Below are 22,290 nucleotides of genomic sequence, written 5' to 3'. Positions count from 1 at the left end.
GGAAAGTCGCAGATGGCCGCCGGACTGATGCGCCATCTCGCCGGTGACCGAGTCCAGGTGCACTCCGCGGGTACCCGCCCCGGCACCGCGTTGAACGAGCTGTCGGTGGCCTCGCTCGACGAACTGGGCATCGACCTCGCTGACGAAAAGCCCAAACCCATCGATCCCGACCTGCTCCCCACCATCGACGTGGTGGTCACCCTGGGGCGCGAAGCTCGGGTCGAACCCGTCCCCGGTGTCCGAATCATCAACTGGGACACCGACGAACCCTCCGAACGCGGAATCGACGGCATCGAACGCATGCGCCTGGTACGCGACGACATCCACGATCACGTGCGACACCTGCTGACCGAACTCACCACCTCAGAACCATCGGACCCGACAAAGGGACATCGTCAATGACCGACAGCCCGGTAGACCACGCACACGCTGTGCGCAGCACCCTCACCCTCGATCAGAAGCACGCTCTCAAGACTGCCGCGACCCGGCTACAACGCGAGTTCGAGACGGCGTTCGGCGTCGAGACGATCGAACGGTTCCTGTATTCCTCTTATGACCAGTTCGCCGGTCGCGCCACCGTGGTGAACTACCTGCCGCTGCTGGCCGAACGGTTCGCCCGCCAGCGCCTGGTCGCCTTGGCCCGCGTCGAAGGCAAAGCCAACACCGGCAAACCGACCGTGCTGTTCCTGTGCACCCACAACGCCGGGCGCTCGCAGATGGCGCTCGGCTACTTCACTCACCTGGCCGGTGACAACGCGGTGGCCTGGTCGGGTGGTTCCGAACCCGGCGACGAGATCAACCCCGCCGCGGTCGCCGCGATGGCCGAGGTCGGCATCGACATCACCGGGGAATTCCCCAAGCCATGGACCGAAGAGATCCTCCAAGCCGCCGACGTCATCATCACCATGGGCTGCGGTGACGCCTGCCCGCTGTACCCGGGCCACCGCTACGAGGAATGGCAACTCGACGACCCCGCCGGCCACGATGTTGCCGCTGTGCGCCCGATCCGCGACGACATCGAAACCCGGGTCCGGCACCTGCTCGCCGAACTCGACATCCCCACCAGCTGACCCACCACCGAAAGGCCTTGCCTCCCATGACGACCAAGCCCAGCGTGCTCTTCGTCTGTGTCCACAACGCCGGACGCTCCCAGATGGCCCAAGGCTTCCTGACCCACCTCGCGGGCGAGGACATCGAGGTCCGCTCCGCGGGCAGCGCACCCGGCAATGCCCTGAATCCGGCCGCGGTCGAGGCGATGGCCGAACTCGGCATCGACATCACCGCCCAGTCACCCAAGATCCTCACCACCGACGCCGTGGAGACCTCCTCGGTGGTGATCACCATGGGATGCGGCGACGCCTGCCCGTACTTCCCCGGCGTGGACTACCGCGACTGGAAGCTCGAAGACCCGGCGGGCAAAGGCGTGGAATCGGTGCGCCCGATCCGCGACGAGATCAGAAAGCGCATCGAGGAACTGATCGCCGAACTACTCCCCGCCCGCACCTGACAACCCGCCCCAACTCGAGAAAGCGACATGTTGATGAGCAAGATCGAAGTCTACGAGCCCGCGCTGTGCTGCAACACCGGTGTGTGCGGACCCGACGTCGACCAAGCCCTGGTGAGTTTCTCCGCCGATCTGGACTGGCTGCGCGGCCAGGGCGGTGACATCACCCGGTTCAACATGGCCTCGGAACCCCTCGCTTTCGCGGGCAACGACACCGTCCGTAGCTTTCTCGAAGTCGCAGGCTCACAAGGGCTTCCGCTGATCCTGGTCGACGGGGTCACCACACTGACCGGTCGCTATCCGACCCGCGACGAGATCACCCTGTGGTCGCGCACCCCTGCGGTGAGCCCGGCGGCGAAGAGCATGACGTTGCTCGACACCGGCAAAGACAGCTGCAGCGGACCCGGCTGCTGCTGATCACCGTGGACACTCCCGCCTTCCTGACCGATGCCCCGCGCTGTGTGTTCTTCACCGGAAAGGGTGGAGTCGGCAAGACCTCGGTCGCCTGCGCATCGGCGATCGCGCTCGCGCGTGGCGGTGCCAGGGTGCTGCTGGTCAGCACCGATCCGGCCTCCAACATCGGCCATGTCTTCGACACGACCATCGGCGCGTCGGTCACCGCGATTCCCGCGGTGACCGGCCTGTCGGCACTCGAGATCGACCCGCACCAGGTGGCCGCCGCCTACCGCGAACGGATCATCGGACCGGTACGCGGGCTGCTGCCCGCCGCCGAGATCGACACGATCACCGAGCAGCTGTCCGGCTCGTGCACCACCGAGATCGCCTCGTTCAACGAGTTCACCGCGCTGCTCGACCCGGCGGCCACCCACCTGGCGGAGTTCGACCACATCGTCTTCGACACCGCGCCCACCGGCCACACGATCCGGTTGCTGCAACTGCCGGGAGCGTGGACCGAGTATTTGCAGGGCAGCGGCGACGCCTCCTGTCTGGGGCCGCTGTCCGGACTGGACGCGCAACGGGAAACCTATGCGGCGGCGGTGCGCACCTTGACCGACCCCAAGCTCACCCGCCTGGTCCTGGTGGCTCGCGCTCAGGACGCGGCGCTGCGCGAGGTGGCCAGAACCTACGACGAGCTCGCCGACATCGGTGTCACAGCCGGGCACCTGATCATCAATGCCGTGCTGTCACAGTCGGATACAGACGCGCTCGCGGTGGCGATCACCCGCCGCGAGAATGCTGCGATCGCGTCGATGCCCAGGTCGCTGGCCGAGTTGCCGTGCGACCGGATCCCGCTCAAGTCTGTCGAGATGGTCGGGGTGACGGCCCTGAGCGCGCTATTCGACTCCAGCACAACACTTTCCGAGGTATCCGACGCGGGTGACGCGCACATCGAACCAGCCCCCTTGTCGGCTCTGATCGATGAGCTGGCTCTCGACGGCCACGGTCTGATCATGTGCATGGGCAAAGGCGGCGTCGGCAAAACCACCATCGCCGCCGCGATCGCGACCGCCTTGGCCACCCGCGGCCACGAGGTACATCTGAGCACCACCGATCCCGCCGCGCACCTGGCCGACACCCTCGGCGAAGGCCCCGCCACCATGCGGCTCTCGCGCATCGACCCCGTCGAGGCGACCGAGCAGTACCGGCAGCGGATCCTGCGCTCCCGCGGCGCCGACCTCGACGCGCAGGGGCGGGCCGCCCTCGCGGAAGACCTCCGCTCGCCCTGCACCGAGGAAGTCGCGGTGTTCCAAGCGTTTTCACGCCTGGTCCACGAATCCCGACGCCGTTTCGTCGTCGTCGACACCGCCCCGACCGGGCACACCCTGCTGCTGCTCGACGCCACCGGTGCCTACCACCGCGAGATCAGCCGCAACCTCGGCGCCGACGGCGGTTTCACCACCCCGCTCATGCGGCTTCAGGACCCCGCGCACACCAAGATCCTCATCGTCACCGCACCGGAGTCGACGCCGATCGTCGAATCCGTCGAACTCTGCGCGGACCTGGAACGTGCCGCCATCACCCCGTGGGCCTGGGTCCTCAACAACTCCCTCGCCGCAGCGCACCCCACCAACGCGTTGCTGCGCGCCCGTGCGGCGACCGAAGTGGCCCATATCGAGGCTGTGGCATCGCGATACAGCAGCCGATACGCGATCGTTGCGATGGCGAGTACCGAGCCGACCGGCGCGGATCGACTGGCGCTGCTGTCCGGCGAGGTCGCCGTGTCGCCAGCCGATTGACCGCTGGGGCGCACCATCCCGCTGTCCGGAGCCGGACAGCGGGGGCCACGCCGAACCGAACTACGCCTGGATGACCTCGATGCCCACCAGCGCGTTGAGGGAATCGCAACTGGCCCAGGACTGGCCCTGGCCGTACTGCGCGGGGCCATACTTCCAGTAGACGAACGGGACAGGCCAGGCGACGCAGGTGAGCTTCACCTGGTGCCAGGTCGGCCGCTCGCAGGTGGACATCCCACCGGTGTTGAAGATGTTGTACACGTGACAGTTGGCCTCCCACACCGGTACGTCGGCCTGGGCTACGCCGCCGCCGGCGATCACGGCGGAAGCGGTGGCGGCGGCAACAGCGGCGCTGGCGGCGAGTCTCTTCGCAGAAAGCATGTCGAACCTCCTGAATCGGTGTTGTCTGAAAGATCGCCAGGAGATCGAGAATGTTACTCAGGCCACTCGTGGCGGCGGATTCACATCCGCCTGGACAGGGCTCTGAACAGGCTGTTCATTCGATCTATGTGCTGTCCTGTGGTGCCGTTGGGAGGTTCGAACAGCGATTTGCCATCGAGCATTTCGGCTCCCACGGTCAGGCTCGGTCGCCTCGGATACTGGCGTGCAGGTGCATGTCGAGGTTGGCGCGCGAGCGCGGCGCGTCGGTGGACGGCTTAGGCTGGGCGCGTGTCGGTGCTGCCTCTGATCTTCACCGCGGGCTGGGCCAGCGGGATCAACGCGTATGCGGTGGTGTTCCTGCTCGGGGTGTTCGGACGGATCGGGTGGGCCGATGATGTGCCCGCCGGTCTCGAACGCACCGATGTGCTGGTCGCGGCGGGGGTGCTGTTCCTCATCGAGGCGGTCGCCGACAAGATCCCCTATCTGGACTCGTTCTGGGATGCGATGCACACGGTGGTCCGGCCCGCCTCGGGTGCGGTGGTGTCGGCATTGATCGCGGGGCAGGACGATTCGCTGCCGACCTTGTTCGCCGCGGCGGTCGGCGGCACCACAGCGCTGCTCAGCCATGTCGTCAAGGCGGGCACCAGGATGGCGGTCAACACCTCGCCGGAGCCGGTCACCAACATCGCGCTGAGCACGGTGGAGGACCTCGGTGTCGCCGGCGTCATCACCCTGGCCGTGTTCTTCCCGATCTTGGCGGCCGTGATCGCCGCGATCGCGTTGGCGATCGGACTGTGGGTGGTCTACCTGTGTGCCAACAGAATTCGCCGCTACCGCCGCCGGAGAAGTGAGCGCCGCGCCGCCCACCGTGCCGGCCGAGACCCGGCACTGGAATAGGCCGCGCGAACCCGAGGTTCGGTCGCGCCCTCGCACGGCGAAAGATCAGCCGTGCGAGGCGCCATCACCCATCACCTCACCTGCGGGGCCACCTTCGTACCCAGCAGGTCGATGCTGTGCAGCACCTGTTCCGGCGGCAGCGTGCCGACGCTGGTGTGCAGCATGAAGCGGTCGAGCCCGAGATCGTCGCGCACCTCGGCGATCTTGCCCGCTACGTGGTCGGGCGTGCCGACGAACAGCGAACCCCCCGGCGAGCGCAGGGCGTCGAACTGCGCGTGGGTCATCGGACCCCAGCCGCGTTCGCGCCCGATGACCGACATGGCCAGCGCGTAGGGCGCGAAGAAATCGGCCACGGCCTGCTCGTCGGAATCGGCAACATACCCGTGCGCGTGCACTGCCACCGGCTGCTTGTCGTGACCGCCCTCGGCCAGCGCGCGGTGATACAGCTCGACCAGCGGCTTGAACCGGGCGGGCTGGCCGCCGATGATCGCGATGGCCAACGGCAGGCCGAGCAGGCCCGCGCGGATCACCGATTCCGGGCTCCCGCCGACCGCGATCCACACCGGCAACGGCCGGTCGTCGGTGCGCGGATAGACTGTGACATCGCGCAGCGGTGCACGGAACCGGCCCGACCAGGTCACCGGATCATCGCCGCGCAAGTGCAGCAGCAGGGCCAGCTTCTCCTCGAACAGCGCGTCGTAGTCGGCCAGGTCGTAGCCGAACAGCGGGAACGACTCGGTGAACGACCCGCGACCGGCCATCAGCTCGGCGCGACCGTTCGACAGCCCGTCCAGCGTGGCGAAGTCCTGAAAGACCCGAACTGGATCGTCGGAGCTGAGCACGGTGACCGCGCTGGTCAACTGGATGCGTTCGGTCCGGGCCGCGGCGGCGGCCAAGACGACAGCGGGGGAGGACGCGGCGAAATCCTCGCGATGGTGTTCGCCGACGCCGTAGACGTCCAATCCCGCCGCCTCGGTCGCGACGGCCTCGGCGACCACCTGGCGCAGGCGTTGGGCGGCGGTCGGCGCGGGCCGATCGCCGGTCGGGTACAGCTCGGCGAAGGTGGTCAGCCCCAGTTCCATGTGAACCTCGTTTCTGGGAGTCGGTCTACTCCACCGCATAAACGGACCGTGGTCCGAAATGATTCCCCGTGTCATTGTGGCTGGTAGCAGACTATCTACGACGAAACTATGATGGACCGCATGACGGCCCCGGCGAACGCTCGTACCGCACCCGACCTGTCCTATCTGCTCGACCGCACCAGTCACGTCCTGCGTACGCGGATGGCGTCCGCGCTCGGGGAGATCGGGCTGACGGCTCGCATGCACTGCGTGCTGGTGCACGCGCTCGAAGGCGAGCGCACCCAGGCTCAGCTCGCCGACCTCGGCGACATGGACAAGACGACGATGGTCGTCACTGTCGACGCGCTGGAGAAGGCCGGCCTGGCCGAGCGCAAGCCGTCGAGTGCCGACCGGCGGGCTCGCATCATCTCGGTGACGCCCGCGGGTGCTGAATTGGCAGCGCGCAGTGTCGAGATCGCCGACGGAGTCCACGAGGCGGTCCTCGGCTCGCTGCCGAAAGGGGACCGGGACGTGCTGCTGCGCGCGCTGAATCGCCTGGTGGAGGGAGAGTTGTCGACCGCGGTGGAAGCGACCTGTGCGCGCCGCGCTCGGCAATAGTCCGTAACGGATTGTCTGCTACGAAACTATCTAGTACGGTCCTTTTATGACCAAATCTCAGCGCGTCGCGCTCGCTGTGCTCTCGGCCGCGATGCTGATGACCATCCTCGACGGCAGCATCGTCACCGTCGCCATGCCCGCGATCCAGGACGATCTCGGCTTCTCGCCCGCCGGTCTGAGCTGGACCGTGAACGCCTATCTGATCGCTTTCGGCGGTCTGCTCCTGCTGGCCGGGCGCCTCGGTGACCTGATCGGTCGCAAGACGATGTTCCTCACCGGCACCGGCGTTTTCACCGTGGCCTCGCTGCTGGCCGGTGCGGCCACGAGCCCTGAGATGCTCGTCGGTGCCCGCTTCCTCCAGGGTGTCGGCAGCGCGATCTCCGCCTCGGTGGTGCTCGGCATCCTGGTGACGATCTTCACCGGAGCGCGCGAACGAGCCACGGCCATCGGCGTTTTCAGCTTCACCGGCGCCGCGGGCGCCTCCATCGGTCAGGTCCTGGGCGGTGTGCTCACCGACGCACTGAACTGGCACTGGATTTTCCTGATCAATGTGCCGATCGGGGTACTGACCATCGCGGTCGCGCTCGCGGCACTGCCCGCCGACCGCGGACTCGGGCTGGCCGCCGGTGCCGATGTGTTCGGGGCGATCCTGGTGACCGCCGGGCTGATGCTCGGCATCTACACCGTCGTCGAGGTCGAAACATACGGCTGGGTCTCGACGCGCACGCTGGGCCTCGGCGCACTGGCCACCGCCCTGCTCGCCGCCTTCGCCGCGCGTCAGGCGACTGCCCGCACGCCGCTGCTGCCGCTGCGGATCTTCCGCTCCCGCAACGTCTCCGGCGCCAATGTCGTGCAGATGCTCGCGCTGGCCGCCATGTTCGCCTTCCAGATCATCGTCGCGCTCTACCTGCAGAAGGTGCTCGGCTACAACGCACTGCAGACCGGCCTTGCCATGCTGCCCGCCGCGCTGGCCATCGGCACGGTCTCGCTGTTCGCCTCCGCGCGATTGGTCACCCGCTTCGGCGAACGGGCCGTGCTCCTCTCCGGTCTGGTGCTGCTGCTGATCGGGATGTCGTGGCTGATGCGGTTGCCCACCGAAGCCGTCTATGTCACCGACCTGCTGCCGATGATGGTGCTGATCGCCGGTGGTGGTCTGGTGCTGCCGACGCTCACCGCCTTGGCGATGTCGGGTGCCGAGGCCGACGACGCTGGACTGGCATCGGGTCTGTTCAACACCACACAGCAGGTCGGCATGGCGATCGGTGTCGCGGTTCTGTCCACCCTCGCCGCCGCCCGCACGGGCGCCGAGCTCGCGGTCGGCGCGTCCGAGGCGGACGCGCTGACCAGCGGCTACCGGCTGGCGTTCACGGTGGCCGCCGGGCTCCTCGCGGCGGCGCTGGCCATCAGCGTCACGGTGCTGCGCAGACCCGGCGCACCCGCCGCGCCCGCGGCGGCAACCGACCAGGTCGCCGTGCGCTGAGCGGCGGCGACGGTATCGCATCCCGAGGTCGGCTGGAACAATGGGCGATATGACCTCGACCGAGGACCCCCAGGACAAACTGACCGTCACGCCGCCCAAGACGTGGGCGGCGGGCGTCCCCGGTGTCGTGCACGCGATCGAGTACTCGCTGTCGCAGACCACTCCGGCGCGCACCGCCTTGACCCTGCTGAACATCAATCAGACCAAGGGTTTCGACTGCCCTGGCTGCGCGTGGCCCGAGCCCAAGCACCGGCACCGCAACGAGTACTGCGAGAACGGCGCCAAACACATCAACGACGAGGCGACCACCCGCCGCGTCACCGCCGAGTTCTTCGCGACCCATCCGGTCGCCGAACTCGACACGATGTCGGACTACTGGCTCAACCAGCAGGGCAGGCTCACCGAGCCGATGGTGAAACGCCCCGGCGCCACCCACTACGAGCCGATCGGCTGGGACGGCGCCCTTGACCTGATCGCCACCCACCTGCGCGAACTCGACTCGCCTGATCAGGCCCTGTTCTACACCTCGGGGCGGGTGAGCAACGAGGCCGCGTTCCTGCTGCAAATGTTCGCCCGCGCCTACGGCACCAACAATCTGCCCGACTGTTCGAACATGTGCCACGAGTCGAGCGGGTCGGCGCTCATCGAGACCCTCGGTGTCGGCAAGGGCAGCGTGTCGCTGGAAGACATCTACGAGGCCGACCTGATCTTCGTCGTCGGCCAGAATCCCGGTACCAACCATCCGCGCATGCTCTCCGCGCTCGAGGAGACCAAGCGCAACGGCGGCAAGATCGTGGCGGTCAACCCGCTGCCCGAAGCCGGATTGATCCGGTTCAAGAACCCGCAGGTACCGCGCGGGGTGATCGGGCGCGGCACCGCCATCGCCGACTGGTTCCTGCAGATCCGTCCCGGTGGCGACCTCGCGCTGTTCCAGATGCTCAACCGGTTGCTGCTCGAATCCGAGGACGCGGCGCCGGGCAGCGTGCTCGACCACGACTTCATCGCCGCGCAGACCAGCGGTTTCGACGCGTTCGCCGCGCACGCCTGGCGGATCACCTGGGACGACGCGCTGCGGGCGACCGGGCTCACCCGCACCGAGATCGAGCAGGTGCGCAGGCAAGTGCTCGCCAGCAAGAAGATCATCGTGTGCTGGGCGATGGGGCTCACCCAGCACAAGCACGGGGTGCCGACCATTCGCGAGATCGTGAACTTCCTGCTGCTGCGCGGCAACATCGGTCGCCCCGGTGCCGGGGTGTGCCCGGTGCGCGGGCACAGCAATGTCCAGGGCGACCGCACCATGGGCATCTGGGAACGGATGCCGCAGTCGTTCCTGGACGCGCTCGGCACCGAGTTCGCGTTCACTCCGCCGAGCGAGCACGGGGTCGACTCGGTCGGCGCCATCCGCGCCATGCGCGACGGCAAGGCGAAGGTATTCGTCGGTGTCGCGGGCAATTTCGCGCGCGCCACGCCCGACAGCGAGGTCACCGAGGCCGCCCTGCGGCAGTGTTCGCTGACGGTGCAGATCTCCACCAAACTCAACCGCTCCCACACGGTGTGCGGGGAGACCGCGCTGATCCTGCCGACGCTGGGGCGCAGTGATCGCGACATCCAGGCCTCGGGTGAGCAGTTCGTCACCGTCGAGGACTCGATGAGCGAGGTCCACGCCTCGCGCGGACGGCTCGACCCGCCGCGCCCACCCTGCTGAGCGAGGTGGCGATCATCGCCGGGCTGGCCCGGCGCACGCTCGGCGACGGCGGGGCGATCCCGTGGGAGGAGTTCGTCGCCGACTACGGCACCATCCGCGAGCGGATCGCGCGTGTGGTGCCCGGCTTCGCGAACTTCAACGAACGCGTCAGCGAACCCGGTGGTCTGCGACTGGCCAACCCGGTCAACGAGGGGGTCTATCGCACTGCCAGCGGCAAAGCGCAGTTCACCTGTAACGACTTCACCGCGCTCGATGTGCCGCCGGGGCACCTGGTGCTGCAATCGCTGCGCTCGCACGACCAGTGGAACACCATCCCGTACGCGAACAATGATCGGTATCGCGGCATCCACAATGCCCGCCGGGTGGTGCTGGTCAACCTCGCCGACCTGATCGAACGCGGGATCGGCGACGGTGACGTGGTCGACATCGTCAGCGTCTGGCACGACGGCACCGAGCGGCGCGCGCGCGATTTCATCGCCGTCGCCTACCCGGCCAGTCGCGGGTCGGCGGCGGCCTACTATCCGGAGACCAATGTGCTGGTGCCGCTGGACAGCGTGGCCGACATCAGCAATACGCCGACGTCGAAGGGCATCGTGGTCCGGTTGGAGCCATCGCCCGACGGCGCCGAGTCGCTGAGCTAGCCGCTCTGGATACACTCTCCTCTATGTCCGTGCGCACCCGTCAGCCACTCGTTCCCGGCACCCAGTCGCCGATCCGGGACGTCCCGCGTTCCATCGAGCGCCCCGAATACGTGTGGAAGAAGACCGCCAACGAGGGCAACGAGCCCTGGGTGCAGACGGCCGAGACCATCGAGAAGATGCGGATCGCGGGCAAGATCGCCGCGCAGGCGCTCGACGAGGCGGGCAAGGCGGTCGCCCCCGGTGTCACCACCGACGAACTGGACCGCATCGCGCACGAGTACATGTGCGATCACGGCGCCTACCCCTCCACGCTGGGGTACAAGGGCTTCCCCAAGTCCTGCTGCACCTCGCTGAACGAGGTCATCTGCCACGGCATCCCCGACTCGACCGTGATCGAAGACGGTGACATCGTCAACATCGACGTCACCGCCTACATCCACGGCGTGCATGGCGACACCAACCGCACCTTCCTCGCCGGGAACGTCGACGAGGAGGTGCGCCTGCTGGTGGAGCGCACCGAGGAGGCGACCAATCGGGCGATCAAGGCGGTCAAGCCGGGCCGCGCGCTCAATGTCGTCGGCCGCGTCATCGAGGCCTACGCCAACCGCTTCGGCTACGGCGTCGTCCGCGACTTCACCGGCCACGGCGTCGGCCCCACCTTCCACAGCGGACTGGTCATCCTGCACTACGACCAGCCCTCCATCGAATCGGTCATCGAACCGGGCATGACCTTCACCATCGAGCCGATGATCAACCTCGGCGGCATCGACTACGACATCTGGGACGACGGCTGGACCGTGGTCACCAAGGACCGCAAATGGACCGCCCAGTTCGAGCACACACTCGTGGTCACCGAGGCAGGCGCGGAAATCCTGACCCTGCCGTGAGGCTTCCGCCGGGGACGGCGCTCACGGTGTCGGGTGGTCATCGAGACGGGGTGGGGGCGTCCGGATCGAGGGTCACGCTCGATCGGGCTGCGCGGTGAGCGAGGGTGATCTGCGCGGCGCTGTCTTGATCGCGGGTACCACCTCCGATGCGGGCAAAAGCGTGGTGGTGGCCGGGATCTGCCGGATGCTGGCACGGCGCGGGGTGCGGGTGGCGCCGTTCAAGGCGCAGAACATGTCGAACAACTCCGTCGTGACCCTCGACGGCGGGGAGATCGGGCGGGCGCAGGCGCTGCAGGCTCGGGCGTGTGGATTGGCGCCGAGCGTGCGGTTCAACCCGGTGTTGCTCAAGCCCGGCAGCGATCGGCGATCGCAGCTGGTGGTGCGCGGTCAGGCGATCGGAACCGTCGGGGCGCGGGACTACTTCACCCGTCGTCAGCAGTTGCGTGCGGTGGTGGCCGCCGAACTCGACTCGCTGCGTGCGGAATTCGATGTGGTGATCTGCGAAGGTGCGGGTTCACCCGCTGAAATCAACCTGCGCGCGACGGATCTGGCGAACATGGGGCTGGCGCGTGCCGCCGACCTCCCCGTGCTGGTCGTCGGTGACATCGATCGCGGCGGGGTGTTGGCTCACCTGTTCGGCACGGTCGCCGTCCTGGAACCCGCGGACCAGCAACTCATCTCGGGCTTCATCATCAACAAATTCCGGGGCGACGTCTCCCTGCTGCAACCGGGACTCGACCAGCTGACCACCCTGACCGGCCGCCCGACGCTGGGTGTGCTGCCTTTCGCCGAGGACCTGTGGCTCGATGCCGAGGACTCCCTCGGCACCGTCGCGGGCACCCCGGTCGGTCGCCCCGGCTCGCCACACGGCACCGAATGGCTCACCGTCGCCGCCATCCGCCTCCCACGCATCTCCAACTCCACCGACATCGAAGCCTTGGCCTGCGAACCCGGTGTGGCCGTGCGCTGGGCCGACGCCCCCGACCAACTCGCCACCGCCGACCTCGTCGTCCTGCCCGGCTCCAAAGCCACCGTCTCCGATCTGGAATGGTTGCGCGCCAAGGGAATCGACGGCGCACTACGGTCCCGTGCCGCCGACGGGCGACCCATCCTCGGTATCTGCGGGGGTTACCAGATGCTCGGCCATCGCATCATCGACGGAATCGAATACCTCGCGACTCCCGAACCCTGGGTGGCCAGCGGTCTCGGCCTGTTGGACCTCGACATCGAATTCGCCGACCCCAAGATCGCCCGCCAGGTCACCGGCAGCGCGGCCGGGATCCCCGTGCACGGCTACGAAATCCACCATGGTCGCGTCCGCCGCACCACCGACCCCGCCTGGCTCACCATCGACGCCGCTTCCGAAGGTAGTGCGCGCGAGGCGATCTGGGGCACACACGTCCACGGACTCCTCGAATCCGACGAGTTCCGCCGCGCTTGGCTCACCGAGGTCGCCGCCCGTGCCGGGCGCACCGGCTTCACCGTGGCACCCGACACCTCGGTCGCCGCCATCCGCACGGCACAACTCGACCTGCTCGCCGACCTCGTCGAACAGCACCTCGACCTCGCCGCGCTGGACCGACTGATCCGCGTCGGCGCACCCGATGATCTCCCCGTCATCCGCACCGGAACGATCGGGTCGGCTGGGCTGTAGCGCAGCCGGGGTGCTGGGTCGATCATGGTGCCGGCCGGGTGAGCAGTGTGATGACGGCGTTCACCTCTTGGTGGGTGGGAATCGGCAAGCTCGCGCGACCGTGGATGAAACCGATGCCGAGGTAGACCATGGCACCGGCCCGCAGCCTGGCCGTCTCGGCGTCGAATCCGAGTTCGGCCAGCGCCGCCCGGATGGTGTCGAAGATCTTTCGATCCAGTTCCTGGACAGCGTTCTGCACTTGCGGGCGGGTGCGGCTCCACTCGCGCACGGTGGCTTCGACCAGCCAGTTCCGATCGACGAGCATGGTGGCCATCGCTTCGATGCGCTGTTCGATCGGCATCGAATCGACGGCGGCGAGTTCCGCGATGACCTGGGCCTGGGTCGTGCTCCATCGATCGGCCATGGCTTCCTCGAGCCGGCCGATGTCGTCGAAATGCCAGTAGAAGCTGCCCTTGGTGACACCGAGTGCTTCGCAGAGCCGGGGAATGCGTACGGCGGCCGCGCCTTCCCTGGCGAGCAGGGCCAGTGCGCCGTCGACCCAATCGTCGTAGGACAGGCGTGGGCTGCGGCTCCGGCCCGACTGCTGGGCACCGGAACGCGCACCGCGCTGTTGCGCCTCGGCCTTCTTGGACCGCCGCGGCGCGGCGGGGCGCGCGGGTTCGGTGGTCATCGGGTCCGGGGGCTGTCGGTCATCTGCACACCTCGATCGTAGAAGGCGGGCCCGGCGTGACGTCGCCCGATCGGCTGCGCCGGGCGAGATCGCGATTTACTCGACCATCCCAGAAGTACGGGCTACGGTACCCCACCGTATGGAGGCGCGATCGGAGGCGCGGATGCCCGAATCCATTTCCATACTTTCGAGTACCGTTGTAGATACTTCAGCGTATGGTGAGGTCGTTGCCCTGGATCCGTGATCACGGGATTCGACTGGAAGGACCGCCCATGTCAGTGGATGTGCCGTCGGAACCCGCCGGAGCGCTGATTCCGCGGCAGGCCCGCTGCCCCAGCGCCTTCCGCTACTGGGAGGGCCGCGACAGGCCGGGCGTCCAGCGCTTCGAACGCCTCGTCACCGCGCTCACAGGTGCCGGACCGTTCCCCACCGACGAGCAGGCGAAAGCCTTGTGCGCGGACCTGTTCACCGGCGATCCGGTGGCCGAACGGTTCGTCGCCGAGGTGATGCACGGCGCGATCGGTGCGACCCGGGGCCGCGAGATGCTGGAGACCGCCCTCACCTCAGGCGTGGATGCCGTCGCGGACTCGCCGGCCGCCATGCGAGAGCTGTTCGCCGAGTTCGAGACCCAGCCCGACTGGCTGCGGCCGGAACTGGTGGAACAGGGCGCGGCCATCTGGCGACGCTGGGGCACCATGCTTTTCAGCTTCGCCGGTGCCGAGACCCTGGAGATGTACACCGAGGCCGCGGTCGCCACCCCGCTCTCGCTCGCCGGAGGTTACGCCGGGAACAGCGCGCTGCGGCGGTTTCTCGAGACCTGCCGGTTCTGGATCGATGTCTCGCAGCCGGGTGCGTTGCTGACGCCGGGATCGGCGGGCCGGGCCACCGCCATGAAGGTGCGGGTCATGCATGTCTCGGTGCGGGCGCGGGTCGCCGACCATCCGGAATGGGACACCGAGCGCTGGGGGCTGCCGATCAGCCAGACCTATCAGCTGCTGACCCTGCTGGGCGGCAGTATCACACCGGGAATGGGACTGTGGTTGCTCGGCTACCAGACCACGCCCTCGGAAATCCGTGCGCTGCTGCACTTCCAGCGATATCTGGGACATCTGCTCGGGGTCCGGGTGCGCTGGTACCCGGAGACGGTCGCCGATTCGCTGCGCGTGCTGGCGATGACGCTGATCTCGCGCTCCTACGATGCCGGACAGCACGGCGCGGAACTGATCGAGTCCTATCCGGCGGCCTTCGCCCCGCGCGCGGACCAGCGCGGGTGGGCTCGGGTGCGCGCGGCGTACAACTTCCGGATCAACGCGGTGTATTCGGCCATGTACATGGCGCCCGGCACCCGTCGGGGTTATCGGATGCCCGCGGCGTTCCCGTGGATTCTGCTTCCCATCGCGCGGTTTCCGCTCATCACCGCGATGGAGGTGACCCGCCGCGTGTGCCCACCGCTGGCCCGGCTGCACGAACGGGTCATGTGCCGCCATCGAGAGAACTGGTACCGCGCCCAAATGGCCGGTCGGGAAGCCCAATTCGAGGCCACCGGTGCGCTGCGGCGCTGACAGAGCGAGGACGAACAGCTGTGCCGAGTACCGCGATCACCGAGGTGTGGAACGGGCCGGGCCGCCGCGACGGCGACCTGACCACCGTGCTTCCACGCCACAACGGCCTGCACCCCTCGCCGAGCCGGGCGGCCTTCGAACACTGGTACTTCGACGCCCAGCTCGACAGCGGGCACGTGGTGGTCGGATTCCTGACCAAACGCCGCCCGGAGGACCTGCCCTGGGCTAGGCCGTGGGTGGAACTGATCGTGTACACCCCCGACGGTGGCCGCAGGCAGGCCGCCCAGCGTTATCCGCATGCGGCGACCAGCTTTTCGGCCGACACCTGCGACGTGCGGATCGGCGACAACCGCGCCTGGTCGGAGTATCCGGCAGCTGGGCTGCCCAGACATCACGTGCGGCTGGCGTGCGACGGAGTGGCCTTCGAATTGACCTTCGACAACGAGACGCCCAGCTGGATGCCGGGCAAGGGTGAGACCCGCTTCGGCGACGGCGAGACCTTCGGCTGGGTGGTCGGGGCACCACGCGCGCGCGTCCACGGCACCCTGGAGATCGACGGCGAGCAACTCGCGGTCACCGGACGCGGCTACGCCGACCACAATTGGGGCGTCGGCGACATGAAGCGGATCATCGACCGCTGGCACTGGGGCCGCCTCTACACCGACGAATACTCGCTGCTGTACGCGAATGTGCTGACCCAGCCGCAGCGCGGCGGGCACGCGATCGCCCCGCTCATGCTCGCCCGCGGTGCGGAGGTGGTCTTGTCGACCGGGGAGACCGTCCTCACCGAGGGGCCGAAGCGCTACGACTCGATCGCGGGCCGGGAGTTCCCGGAATGGATCGACCTGCGGGTGCCCGATCAGCTGGAATTGCGCCTGACCGTGGAATCGGTCATCCACGCCCACGATTTGCTCGACGATGTCCCGGTGGTTCGATCGCGGGTGCTCCGTCCGTTGCTGCACAAGGTGATCGGGCATCCGGCCTACTTCCGGTTCCGGTCGTCGTTCGAACTGACGATCCACCGCGACGGCGCCGTGGACCGGCAGTCCGGCACCACCCTGCACGAGCTCGTCGCGCTGCGCTGACCTGGCGCCTGCTCAGCGGGTGGTGTAGCCGCCGTTGGCGAAGATGGTCTGGCCGGTGACCCAGCCGCCCTCGGTGACGAGGAATTCCACCAGGGGAGCGATGTCCTCGATGCGGGTCAGGCGGCCGCCGAGAGCTTGGGACTTGTGGAACTCCACGCGGTCCGGGGTTTCCTGCGGATAGAAGAACGGGGTGTCCATGGGGCCGGGGGCGACGTTGTTGACCGTGATGCCGCGCTCGGCGAACTCCTTGGCGGCGGCCCGGGTGAAGTGCTCGACGGGACTCTTGGCGCCCGCGTAGGTGGAGTAGCCATCGGTGAAGGCGGCCAGCAGGGAGGTGACGATCGTGACCACGCGCCCGCCGTCGTTGAGTCGCTTGCCCGCTTCCTGGAGGAAGAAGTAGGCGGCCTTGGCATTGATGTCGAACATCGCGTCGTAGTCGGCCTCGGTGGTGTCGAGGATGGGCTTGCGCAGCACCTTGCCGACAGTGTTCACAGCGATGTCGACGCCGCCGAACTCCGCGACCGCGGTGTCGAACAGGCGAACCACATTGGCGGGCACGGTCAGGTCGGCCTGGAACTTCACCGCCCGCACGCCGGCGGCCCGCGCCGCGGCGACGGTCTTGTCGGCGTCGGCTTCGCTCGCGTCGCTGTTGTAGTGGACCAGTACGTTGGCGCCGTCCTCGGCGAGGGTGGTGCTGATCAGCCCGCCCAGATTCTTCGCTCCCGCGGCGACCACGGCGGAATTCCCGGTCAAGATGCCTGCCATCGATCTGTCCTCTCGTCGGTGTCGCTTGCTCCTACTCCTTCAACGCTAGGCAGCCGTGGAACAAATAGGAAACAGTACTTTCTGACCGTTTCACAAAAACTATTTGTGCATCGCTAGGGTGGTGGTCATGGATGGCCACCGGGTGCCGCGGGCGGACAGGCCGCTGGATCTGCATCGACTCCAGCAGTTCCTCGCCGTCGCCGAGAACGCCGGATTCACCAGTGCCGCAGCGCAATTACATCTCACCCAGCAGGCGCTGAGTACCGCCATCCGACAGCTGGAACGCCAACTCGGCGTGACCCTGTTCGACCGCACCGGCCGACGCCTGCGCCCGACGGCGGCGGGCGAGGTGCTGCGCGACGGTGCCCGTGCCCTGCTCGCGGCCGCGGCGACCCTGGCCGAGCAGACCTACGAGGCGGGCACCGAGTCGCCGCGACCGTTCGTCATCGGGCACACCCCGGCCATCACCGCCGAGGAGGTGTACCTGCTGCTGGCCTCGGTCCGGGCGCGACTGCCCACCGTCTCGGTGACCGCGCGACAGATGTTCCCCGACGCCCTGGTCCACGCGCTCTACGACGGACAGATCGACCTCGCCCTGCGCCGCGGCGTGGCGATGCCCGCCCACCTGGCCTCGGCGATCATCGCCTATGACCCGGTCCGCCTCGCCGTCGCCCGCACTCACCGCCTGGCGGATCGCGACATCGTGCGGATCGACGACCTGCGCACGGAGTCGGTCATGGTGTGGGCCCCGCCCGGCCACTCGTTCTACACCGACTTCCTGCTCAGCACCTGCCGTCGCGCCGGTTTCGAACCGCGCTTCGTCGTCAACCGTATCCAGGGGACACCCCCGGTCACCGCCGTCGCCGACAACGACTGCGTCGCGTTCGTGACCGCGCCCGCCGGCCCTGCGGTCGGCGGTCTGGTCCGCGTGGTCGAACTCGCCGACCCGCCACTGGCGCCCACCCAGGCGCTGTGGCTGCCACATACGGTCTCGCCGGTGCGCGACCTGCTCACCGTGCAGCAGCCCACAACCGACGCCGCCGAGTGACTCGGCGCTCGCCGCGCGATCCGATGTGCGGCCGATCTCCGCGGGCCGCCCGCGCCGCCCGTTGTGACAGGTCCGTCAATTCGGGCCGTCCGCGCTGGGAAACCGCAGGACACGGCTGAAAACCGACGGGCCGGACGGACCGGAACACGCTGCCGTGTTCCGCCGCGCCGTGTACCGTACACCGGCATGAAATCTCGGCAGATCACGGTCGGTGACCGGGCCTGGACAGTGCGGGTCGACGGTCCCTCATCGCGGCACAATGTGCTGCTGCTTCCCGATGCGGACGACCCTGCCGATGTCTTCGACCAGGTGTGCGCCCGACTGCACGAATCGGATCTGCAGACCGTCGTCGTGGAGTCCGTCGACGGACTCGACCCGGCGGCCGTCCACACCATCCTCGACGCACTCGAACTGCCCTACGTCAATGTGGCGGGGCGCGGCGCCGGTGGAGCGCTGGCCTGGCGGGTGTGCGCGGGGCGGTTCGGCAGGTTCATGAGCCTGGTCGTCGCCGACCACGGCCACCCCGCCGTCCCCGATGCCGAGGGCAATGCCCCCGATGCCGCCTGTCCGCCGCTGGAGCTGCCCGTCACCATGCTGGTCACCAAGAGCCTGCCTCGCGCGGTCGCCGATGCCTCCGGTCGCTACGTGTACGGCGAGTTCCGGGTGGTGCCGCTCGAGGTCGACAACATCGCCACCGAAGCGGGCCACGAGCTGGCCACCGAGATCGTGCTCCGCACCAGCTTGTGGTGACTGTGTCCACGGCGGCTGGTGCCGCGAGTCCGCGGCCCTGACGGCCTCGAACTAACCCTTCCGGTAGGTGGCCAACCAGTCCAGCCAGCTGTCGGTTTCGGTGAAGGCGTTGGCGCGCACCGCTTCCGAGGACAGGAACACGTCGTGGCGGGCGCCGTCGATCGGGACAATCGTGGTGCGCTCGCCCAGGCAACCGGCCCAGCGCTGGATCTGCCTCACATCGAGCACGGCATCGGCCACGTCGACGGCCGGGCTGTGCTCGCGGGCGAACTTGGTCAGGCGCGAACGCAGGATCAGCGCGGGCACCCCGATCGCCAGACCCTGGTGTAGCCGGGCCTGGCCCTGCCGGATGGCGCGCAGCCAGCCCAGCCGCACCGGTTCGCCGGCCAGCGGCTTCCAGTCCAGGTTGTAGTCCCACTCGCCGCGGCGGGTGTGGTGCAGGCTGTCGCCGTAGGCGGTGCTGACCCCGCCGGGCAGCTGGGCGAACGCGCGGAACCGGCCGACCGCGTTGATCACCGGCGTACCGACGGTGCGGTAGTACGCCGGACCCTGCAGATCGAACCAGGGGCTGTTGAGGACGACACCGGCCACGCCCGCCGCCGCGGCACCGCCCGTGGCCTCCAGCCGGTCCAGCCACAGCGCCGCGATCAGCCCGCCGGTCGAATGCGCGACGATCAGCACGTCGTTGCCGGTCTCGGCCCGCGCGATCCGCAGCGCCTCGTTGAGCTCCGCGTCGTAGAGCGCCAAATCGCTGACGTAGTGCGCGCTCTGCCCCTCGCGCCGCGATCGCCCGCACTTGCGCAGGTCGAGGGCGTAGAAGCGGTGCCCGCGCGCCGCGAAGTGCTCGGCCAGGTGCTCCTGGAAGAAGTAGTCGGTGAAGCCGTGCAGATACAGCACGGTGGGCTCGGCCGCCGGCGCGGCGGACTCGGGCAGGTAGCGCACGAGCGTGGCCACCACCTCGCCCTCACCGTCGGGGTCGGTGCCCAGCGGCAGCGTCCGCTGCTGATAGCCGGTGCCGAGGACATCGGATCGCCACTGCTCGTCGGTCCGGTCGGTGGTACCGATGGTTTCGTTCGTCACACCGCTCAATCTATCGCGCGGTCGTAGCGACGTGCAGTGTTGGTTTACATCACATTCGGTAGGTCGGTTGCAGAAGTCCGGACGGTTGAGGTGCACAATTGGCAACAGGTGAACGACGGGTAACCTACCTCCCGGCGATCACCGCGAGTCGCCTCACGACCCCAAAGCGCCCGCGCCCAAGCGACTCACCTGCCGGTGGGTAGCTGAGAAGGACAAGGAAGTCGATCTACCCGTGCCGAACGCTGCGAAGATGGAAAAGACCGATGTAGTTCTGATCGGTGCAGGCATCATGAGTGCCACGCTGGGCACGCTGCTGCGGCAGCTGCAGCCGGACTGGACGATCTCGGTGTTCGAGCGGCTCGACGCCGCCGCCGCGGAGAGCAGCGATCCGTGGAACAACGCGGGTACCGGCCACTCGGCCCTGTGTGAGCTCAACTACAGCCCGCAGAATGCCGACGGCTCGGTCGACATCGGCAAGGCCGTCGACATCAACGAGCGCTTCCAGGTCTCGCGCCAGTTCTGGGCCGCCGCGGTCGACACCGGCGTTCTCGACGACCCGGCCGGGTTCATCAACCCCATTCCGCACGTCAGCTTCGTCCACGGCGCCGACAACGTCGACTACCTGCGCAAGCGCTACGAGGCACTCGCCCCGCACCCGCTGTTCCGCGGCATGGAGTACATCGACAGCCCCGACGAGTTCGCCGCGCGCCTGCCGCTGATGGCCAAGGGTCGCGACTTCGCCGACCCGATCGCGCTGAACTGGACCGACGGCGGCACCGACATCGACTTCGGGGCGCTCACCAAGCAGCTGCTGGCCTATCTCGGCCGCTCCGGCGGCGAGATAGCCTTCGGCACCGAGGTCCGCGACCTCGACAAGCAGTCCGACGGCAGCTGGAACGTCACCGTGCGCAACCTGCGCACCTACCGGTCACGCACCCTCAACGCGAAGTTCGTCTTCGTCGGCGCCGGTGGCGGCGCGCTGCCGCTGCTGCAGAAATCCGGCATCGCCGAGGCCAAGGGCTTCGGTGGGTTCCCGATCAGCGGCCAGTTCCTGCGCTCGACCAACCCCGAGCTGATCGCCGCGCACGAGGCCAAGGTGTACGGCAAGGCCGCCGTCGGCGCGCCGCCCATGTCGGTGCCGCATCTGGACACCCGCGTCATCAACGGCCGCAAGGGCCTGCTGTTCGGCCCCTACGCGGGCTGGACCCCCAAGTTCCTCAAGGACGGCTCCAACGCGGACCTGTTCAAGTCGATCAAGGCGAACAACATCGCCTCGCTGGTCGGTGTCGGCCTCACCGAGATGGGCCTGACCAAATACCTGGTCGAAGAGCTGCTCAAGTCCCAGAACGGCAAGATCGGCGTGCTCGAGGAGTTCCTGCCGCGTGCCCAGGGCCGCGACTGGGAGCTGATCACGGCCGGTCAGCGCGTGCAGGTCATCCGCCGCAAGGGCGCCGGTGGCGTGCTCGAGTTCGGCACCGCGGTCATCTCCGCCGAGGACGGTTCCATCGCCGGTCTGCTCGGCGCCTCCCCGGGCGCCTCGACCTGTGTGACCGCCATGCTCGACGTCATGCAGCGCTGCTTCCCCCGCGAGTACGCCGAGTGGACCCCGCAGCTCGAGGAGCTGATCCCCTCGCTGGGCAAGAAGCTCTCGGAGAACCAGGCCCTCTTCCAGGAGGTCTGGGACTGGACCAACAAGTCGCTCAAGCTCGACGAGTCGAGCAACGCGGCCGCGCGTCCGGGAGTCGAGAGTCTCGCGCAGGTGTGACCATGATGTCGACGGTCGCGCTGAAGCGGGCATGGTCGGCCGATCTCGACGCGGCCACCCTGTACCGGCTGTTGCGGCTACGCGTCGAGGTGTTCGTCGTCGAGCAGGAATGCGCCTATCCCGAGCTGGACGGGCGTGATCTGGAGCCCGGGACCAGGCATCTGTGGCTCGACGGCGATGGTGCGGTTCTCGCCACCCTGCGCCTGCTCGAGGAGCAGGTCGACGGGGTGCGCGCGTTTCGCATCGGCCGGGTGTGTGTCGCCCGGTTCGCGCGTGGCCGCGGCTACACCGCTCGTCTGATGCGGGCGGCGCTCGCCGAAACCGGTACGGCCACAGTGCGGTTGGATGCCCAGTCGCCTCTGGTCGAGATGTACGCGAAGTTCGGTTTCGTGGTGGATGGCCCCGAGTACGACGACGACGGGATCCTGCACGTGCCGATGCGTCGCGGGTAGCGACGCACCTGCCCGGCTGCGGGTGACGACCCGGGCGCGCCTAGAGTTGAGCCGTGCCTGGTTCTGCTGATGTCGCCGCTGGTCCGCACG

The 22,290-nt window shown here is 68.1% G+C and carries 21 protein-coding genes and 1 pseudogene; 17 read left to right on the top strand and 5 right to left on the bottom strand.

The window, feature by feature from the left end; translation table 11 throughout:
* The first annotated feature begins 12 nt into the window (after positions 1–12).
* The 5 genes from BOX37_RS21620 to arsA are packed head-to-tail and all read left to right on the top strand — an operon-like array spanning position 13 to position 3,702.
* Positions 13–402 (top strand): arsenate-mycothiol transferase ArsC, encoded by a 390-nt coding sequence (locus tag BOX37_RS21620; protein WP_240505443.1) that lies wholly within the window; start codon positions 13–15, stop codon positions 400–402.
* Positions 399–1,070: an arsenate reductase ArsC gene (locus tag BOX37_RS21615; RefSeq protein WP_071929239.1), complete on the top strand. Its 672-nt coding sequence runs from the start codon at positions 399–401 to the stop codon at positions 1,068–1,070. Before BOX37_RS21620 ends, BOX37_RS21615 begins: the two co-directional genes overlap by 4 nt.
* Positions 1,071–1,096: 26 nt before the next feature.
* The gene (locus BOX37_RS21610) at positions 1,097–1,507 is read left to right on the top strand and encodes an arsenate reductase ArsC (RefSeq protein WP_071929238.1); all 411 of its coding nucleotides are present in this window, start codon (positions 1,097–1,099) and stop codon (positions 1,505–1,507) included.
* Positions 1,508–1,540: 33 nt separating this feature from the next.
* On the top strand, positions 1,541–1,921 hold the full coding sequence (gene arsD / locus BOX37_RS21605; protein WP_071929237.1) for an arsenite efflux transporter metallochaperone ArsD: 381 nt from the start codon (positions 1,541–1,543) through the stop codon (positions 1,919–1,921).
* A 5-nt stretch (positions 1,922–1,926) separates the two neighbouring features.
* A complete protein-coding gene (gene arsA, locus BOX37_RS21600; RefSeq protein ID WP_071929236.1) occupies positions 1,927–3,702 on the top strand; it encodes an arsenical pump-driving ATPase in 1,776 nt (591 codons plus the stop codon).
* A 60-nt stretch (positions 3,703–3,762) separates the two neighbouring features.
* Here the strand turns inward: arsA and BOX37_RS21595 are convergent, their stop codons facing one another.
* Positions 3,763–4,080, bottom strand: coding sequence for a hypothetical protein (locus BOX37_RS21595; protein ID WP_071929235.1), 318 nt, complete (start codon positions 4,078–4,080; stop codon positions 3,763–3,765).
* A gap of 288 nt (positions 4,081–4,368) precedes the next feature.
* On the opposite strand from BOX37_RS21595, the gene BOX37_RS21590 reads away from it, so the two are divergent.
* Positions 4,369–4,977, top strand: coding sequence for a DUF4126 domain-containing protein (locus BOX37_RS21590; RefSeq protein ID WP_071929234.1), 609 nt, complete (start codon positions 4,369–4,371; stop codon positions 4,975–4,977).
* Positions 4,978–5,048: 71 nt separating this feature from the next.
* On the opposite strand, the gene BOX37_RS21585 is transcribed toward BOX37_RS21590, so the two are convergent.
* Positions 5,049–6,059: an LLM class flavin-dependent oxidoreductase gene (locus BOX37_RS21585; protein ID WP_071929233.1), complete on the bottom strand. Its 1,011-nt coding sequence runs from the start codon at positions 6,057–6,059 to the stop codon at positions 5,049–5,051.
* A 120-nt stretch (positions 6,060–6,179) separates the two neighbouring features.
* Between BOX37_RS21585 and BOX37_RS21580 the strand changes: the two genes are divergently transcribed.
* From BOX37_RS21580 to BOX37_RS21560, 5 genes and pseudogenes are all read left to right on the top strand, one after another.
* Positions 6,180–6,656 (top strand): MarR family winged helix-turn-helix transcriptional regulator, encoded by a 477-nt coding sequence (locus BOX37_RS21580; protein WP_071931757.1) that lies wholly within the window; start codon positions 6,180–6,182, stop codon positions 6,654–6,656.
* A gap of 46 nt (positions 6,657–6,702) precedes the next feature.
* On the top strand, positions 6,703–8,136 hold the full coding sequence (locus BOX37_RS21575) for an MFS transporter (protein ID WP_071929232.1): 1,434 nt from the start codon (positions 6,703–6,705) through the stop codon (positions 8,134–8,136).
* A gap of 49 nt (positions 8,137–8,185) precedes the next feature.
* Positions 8,186–10,482: pseudogene (locus tag BOX37_RS21570) on the top strand (FdhF/YdeP family oxidoreductase).
* Between the two features lie 23 nt (positions 10,483–10,505).
* On the top strand, positions 10,506–11,369 hold the full coding sequence (gene map / locus BOX37_RS21565) for a type I methionyl aminopeptidase (protein ID WP_071929231.1): 864 nt from the start codon (positions 10,506–10,508) through the stop codon (positions 11,367–11,369).
* A 94-nt stretch (positions 11,370–11,463) separates the two neighbouring features.
* Positions 11,464–13,023 (top strand): cobyric acid synthase, encoded by a 1,560-nt coding sequence (locus BOX37_RS21560; protein WP_071929230.1) that lies wholly within the window; start codon positions 11,464–11,466, stop codon positions 13,021–13,023.
* A gap of 22 nt (positions 13,024–13,045) precedes the next feature.
* On the opposite strand, the gene BOX37_RS21555 is transcribed toward BOX37_RS21560, so the two are convergent.
* Positions 13,046–13,693 carry a TetR/AcrR family transcriptional regulator gene (locus BOX37_RS21555; RefSeq protein WP_071929229.1) on the bottom strand — a complete coding sequence of 216 codons (648 nt, stop codon included), beginning with the start codon at positions 13,691–13,693 and terminating at the stop codon, positions 13,046–13,048.
* Positions 13,694–13,965: 272 nt separating this feature from the next.
* On the opposite strand from BOX37_RS21555, the gene BOX37_RS21550 reads away from it, so the two are divergent.
* Positions 13,966–15,255 (top strand): oxygenase MpaB family protein, encoded by a 1,290-nt coding sequence (locus BOX37_RS21550; protein WP_071929228.1) that lies wholly within the window; start codon positions 13,966–13,968, stop codon positions 15,253–15,255.
* Positions 15,256–15,275: 20 nt separating this feature from the next.
* The gene (locus tag BOX37_RS21545) at positions 15,276–16,340 is read left to right on the top strand and encodes a lipocalin-like domain-containing protein (protein WP_084759936.1); all 1,065 of its coding nucleotides are present in this window, start codon (positions 15,276–15,278) and stop codon (positions 16,338–16,340) included.
* Positions 16,341–16,352: 12 nt separating this feature from the next.
* Here BOX37_RS21545 and BOX37_RS21540 read toward each other — a convergent pair whose 3' ends face one another.
* Entirely contained in the window at positions 16,353–17,105 is a 753-nt protein-coding gene (locus tag BOX37_RS21540; RefSeq protein WP_071929227.1) for an SDR family oxidoreductase, read from the bottom strand.
* A gap of 127 nt (positions 17,106–17,232) precedes the next feature.
* On the opposite strand from BOX37_RS21540, the gene BOX37_RS21535 reads away from it, so the two are divergent.
* Together BOX37_RS21535 and BOX37_RS21530 are read left to right on the top strand one after the other, a co-directional pair.
* Positions 17,233–18,153 (top strand): LysR family transcriptional regulator, encoded by a 921-nt coding sequence (locus tag BOX37_RS21535; RefSeq protein ID WP_071931755.1) that lies wholly within the window; start codon positions 17,233–17,235, stop codon positions 18,151–18,153.
* A gap of 186 nt (positions 18,154–18,339) precedes the next feature.
* Positions 18,340–18,903 carry a hypothetical protein gene (locus tag BOX37_RS21530; protein WP_071929226.1) on the top strand — a complete coding sequence of 188 codons (564 nt, stop codon included), beginning with the start codon at positions 18,340–18,342 and terminating at the stop codon, positions 18,901–18,903.
* Between the two features lie 51 nt (positions 18,904–18,954).
* Here BOX37_RS21530 and BOX37_RS21525 read toward each other — a convergent pair whose 3' ends face one another.
* Positions 18,955–19,983 carry an alpha/beta hydrolase gene (locus tag BOX37_RS21525; protein WP_084759934.1) on the bottom strand — a complete coding sequence of 343 codons (1,029 nt, stop codon included), beginning with the start codon at positions 19,981–19,983 and terminating at the stop codon, positions 18,955–18,957.
* Between the two features lie 232 nt (positions 19,984–20,215).
* Here BOX37_RS21525 and mqo point away from each other — a divergent pair, with 232 nt between their 5' ends.
* Both mqo and BOX37_RS21515 read left to right on the top strand, forming a co-directional pair.
* Positions 20,216–21,748: a malate dehydrogenase (quinone) gene (mqo, locus tag BOX37_RS21520; protein WP_276207208.1), complete on the top strand. Its 1,533-nt coding sequence runs from the start codon at positions 20,216–20,218 to the stop codon at positions 21,746–21,748.
* Positions 21,749–21,750: 2 nt separating this feature from the next.
* A complete protein-coding gene (locus tag BOX37_RS21515) occupies positions 21,751–22,200 on the top strand; it encodes a GNAT family N-acetyltransferase (protein WP_071931753.1) in 450 nt (149 codons plus the stop codon).
* Positions 22,201–22,290 lie beyond the last annotated feature (90 nt).

This window comes from Nocardia mangyaensis, from assembly GCF_001886715.1.
In the GTDB taxonomy this organism is placed as follows: domain Bacteria; phylum Actinomycetota; class Actinomycetes; order Mycobacteriales; family Mycobacteriaceae; genus Nocardia; species Nocardia mangyaensis.
The sequence above is the reverse complement of the archived record's forward strand: the minus strand, read 5'-3'. Positions and strand labels throughout refer to the sequence as shown.